The organism is Anaerolineae bacterium (assembly GCA_014360855.1).
Classification (GTDB): Bacteria; Chloroflexota; Anaerolineae; order JACIWP01; family JACIWP01; genus JACIWP01.
Window position 1 is genome coordinate 1 of sequence record JACIWP010000297.1, and the last position, 3,476, is coordinate 3,476.

The 3,476-nt window shown below is 67.5% G+C and carries 3 protein-coding genes; all 3 read left to right on the forward strand.

The genetic code is table 11. From position 1 onward, the window contains the following. Positions 1-1,130, forward strand: a 1,130-nt coding sequence (locus H5T60_12960; protein MBC7243339.1) for an NAD(P)/FAD-dependent oxidoreductase, incomplete at its 5' end; no start/stop codon positions are given. A gap of 15 nt (positions 1,131-1,145) precedes the next feature. Beyond that, positions 1,146-2,465, forward strand: coding sequence for an O-antigen ligase family protein (locus H5T60_12965; protein ID MBC7243340.1), 1,320 nt, complete (start codon positions 1,146-1,148; stop codon positions 2,463-2,465). A gap of 38 nt (positions 2,466-2,503) precedes the next feature. Further along, positions 2,504-3,476: hypothetical protein (locus H5T60_12970; protein MBC7243341.1), on the forward strand; the 973-nt coding region annotated here is incomplete at its 3' end.

The window sequence follows — 3,476 nt, forward strand, 5'->3', positions numbered from 1 at the left end:
CAAGAGATATAGTCATCGCCGGCGCGTCGATCGCCGGCCTCTTCGCCGCCTATCACCTGGCACGGGCCGGCAAGCGCGTGCATGTGTACGAGGCCCAGGCCCCGTTCCAGCCGGCTGAGCGCACCCTGATCGTGACCCCCACCTTCTTGCGCCTGCTGGACTTCGATGCCGGCGACGCTATCCTGCACCGCACCGATACCTTCGAGCTGATCTCCCGCTCAGCATCGGCACGGGTTCAGCTTTCGGAGCCCGATGTGGTCATCGAACGCTCACGCCTGATGCAGTTGCTGGCCCAGCGCGCACAGGCCGCCGGCGCCCACATCCATTGGGGCTCTCGTTTGCAAATGGTGCATAATCACCGCCCCGAGCCGCTGGTGCAAGTCGCGATAGGGGATACGGAGCATACCCTGCCGGCCTCGTGCATCATCGGCGCAGACGGCGCCGACAGCATTGTGGCACGCGACACCGGCCTGGACGGCTTTGAACGGGTGGCGCTGGTGCAGGCGCGCGTCCGCCGGCCGGCGGACCTGCCGCCTAATGTCGTGCGCGTCTGGTTCGACCGAGGACTCACCCGCTTCTTCCTGTGGTTGATCCCGGAGTCGGAACATATCGCGGCCGCCGGCCTGATCGCCGATTCCCTGGAGGAGGCGGAGCAGGGGTTACAGCGTCTGCTGGTCTCCGAAGGGCTGGAGGTCATCGAACACCAGGAGGAATCGTGGGTGCCGCTCTATCCCCTGTCCCTGAGCCGGCCGGCGGCCACCCCCGATGGGCACGTGTTTCTGGTGGGCGACGCCGCCGGCCAGGTCAAGGTGACGACGGTGGGCGGCGTGGTGGCCGGCATGCGCGGTGCCCTGGCCCTGGCGCGGGCGCTGTGCACCGGCTCGACATATGCCGGCGAACTGCGTCCCCTGCGCAGTGAGCTGTTCTGGCATGCCTTTGTGCGGCACACGCTCGATGGGTTCGGCGATGCGGATTATGATCTGCTCCTGCGCCTCCTGAACCATCGGGCGGTGCGGGTGCTGGGCCAGTATGATCGCGACCGGCTGGCGCAGGCGGTGTGGCGCATCTTCCTGGCACAGCCGGGCTGGTTCCTCCTGGGCCTGCGTGCGCTGGCCCGCGGCCTTCGATAAGGACGGCTCTTTCGGATGCTGCGCAGGACTGCCCGGTGGATCGCGGATAGGGAGCTGTGGCCGCTGGCAGTCGGGGCGGCGCTGGCAATCTTCTTCCCGGGATATGCCGCCTATGGCCTACTGCTGATCCTCCTCCTGTGGCTGATCCGATGGGCGGCCCGCGGCCGGCCGGCGGTCCCCTGCCCCTACAACCTCCCCGCGCTCATCCTACTGCTGATGGCCGGCGTCTCGCTGGTTATCTCAGTGGACCCGATGACCTCTTTCGTCTGGGCGGCGCGGCTGGTCGCCGGCATTGCGCTCATGCTCGGCATCGTCAACTGGGCGCGGAGCGAGGCCCATCTGGCCGTGCTGGGGATTGCCATGACGGCGGTGGGCCTGGGCATGGCGCTCCTCACCCCGCTGGGCATCGAATGGCCGCGCACCCTGGAGGTGGCGGCGGAACGCCTGCCGGCCTCGTCCACCTGGTTGACCGCTCTGCGCGGCAGTTTTAACCCGAACATGATGGCCGGCGCCCTGGCGGTGCTGATCCCCTTTCCCCTGGCCCTGCTCCTCTTCTCTCCTGTCCGCTACCCTTCCGTTCGTGGGGCTGTCCTGCGCCCCATCGCCTGGCTTATGGAGCGCATCTGGGTGCGCCTGCCCTTCTGCCTGCTGACCCTGGCGGTCGTACCGGCGGCGCTGTTCGTCACACAGTCGCGCGGCGGATGGCTCGGCGCCGGCGCGGCCCTGTGGGTGCTCATGGCGGGCCGCTGGCCCGGCTGGGGCATCCTCCTGCCGGCCGCCGTGGGCGCCGGCGGGTATGTCCTGTGGCATTCCGACCTGCTCACCACCCCACAGCGCTACCTGGTCACCAGTTCGCTGAGCAGTCTGGCCGGCCGCGGGGATATCTGGCTCAGAGCGCTGTATGTCCTGCGCGATTTCCCCTTCACCGGCGTGGGGTTGGGCATGTTCGGGAAAGCGGCGGAATGGCTGTATCCCAAGTTTAACGGCTTCAACGTGGTCCATTACCCCCATGCGCATAACCTTTTCCTGCAGGTAGGGGCTGACCTGGGCGTTCCCGGCCTGCTGGCCTATCTCTGGCTGTTGGGGGCAGCCTTCTGGGCCGGCGCCGCGGCGGCGCGGGGCCTGGGCCGGCAGGGCAAACGGGGCCTGCAGGGGCTGGCCTGGGCCTGCCTGGCGGGGCTGGCCGGCATGACTGTGCACGGCATGCTGGATGCCACGACCTGGGTCGTCGGCAAGGGCGGGTTTGTCCCCTTCATGGTCATGGGCCTGGCAATGGCGCTGATGGCATACAGCCGGCGTGGAACAGACGAAAAAGGGTCAGAGATTACCGGCTGATGCGGCATTCCCTCGTCCTCTCACTGCTGTCATGGGGTATGGGACTGCTGTTGCTGGCTGGAATGCCGGCCTGCCGGCCGGCTCTCCCCACCGCGCCGGCGGAGCCGCTGGTACCCACGCCGCCGGCCGCACTGCGGCATCCCGCGCCAACCCTCGCTCCCGCGCCCCAACTCCCCGCGGCGGTGCCGGCGGAGGAGCGCCAGCGCTTCGGCGTCGGCGTGCCCATCGGCCCGATCAGCGACTACACCGTCGAGCAGTTGGGCATCGGCTGGTATTTGGACTGGAACGTGCGGCGGGAACCGCCGCGGCCGGCCGGCATCGCCTTTTGGCAGATGGTGCGCCTATCCGAAAAGGGCTATCGTCCCGACGCCTCGACCATCCTGGCCGCAGTACGGGCCAATCCCGGCTCGGTTTGGCTCATCGGCAACGAGCCGGACGTCATCTGGCAGGACAATGTGACGCCGGAGCGCTATGCCGGGTTGTACCATGAGCTGTATCAGCTCATCAAATCGGCCGACCCCTCGGCGCAGGTGGCCATCGCCGGCGTGTCCCAACCCACTCCCCTGCGCCTGCGCTACCTGGAGCGGGTGCTGGCCGAATATGAGGGACGCTTTGGCGCCCCCATGCCGGTGGACATCTGGAATATCCATAATTTCATCCTGCGGGAGGAGCGCGATTCCTGGGGAGTGAGCATCCCGCCCGGTTTCGAGGAGGACGCCGGCATCCTCTACGAGATCGACGACCACGACCGGTTGGACATCTTTCGGGAACAGCTCATCGCCTTCCGGCGCTGGATGGCGGAGCGGGGACAGCGGGATACGCCCCTCGTGGTCTCGGAATACGGCGTGCTGATGCCGGCGGAATACGGCTTCGAGCCCACCCGGGTGCAGACATTCATGTACGGCACATTCGACCTGTTCCTGACGCTGACCGAGGCGGAGCTGGGCTATTCCGCAGATGGGAACCGTCTGGTACAGTGGTGGTGCTGGTACAGCCTGGCGGATACGATGT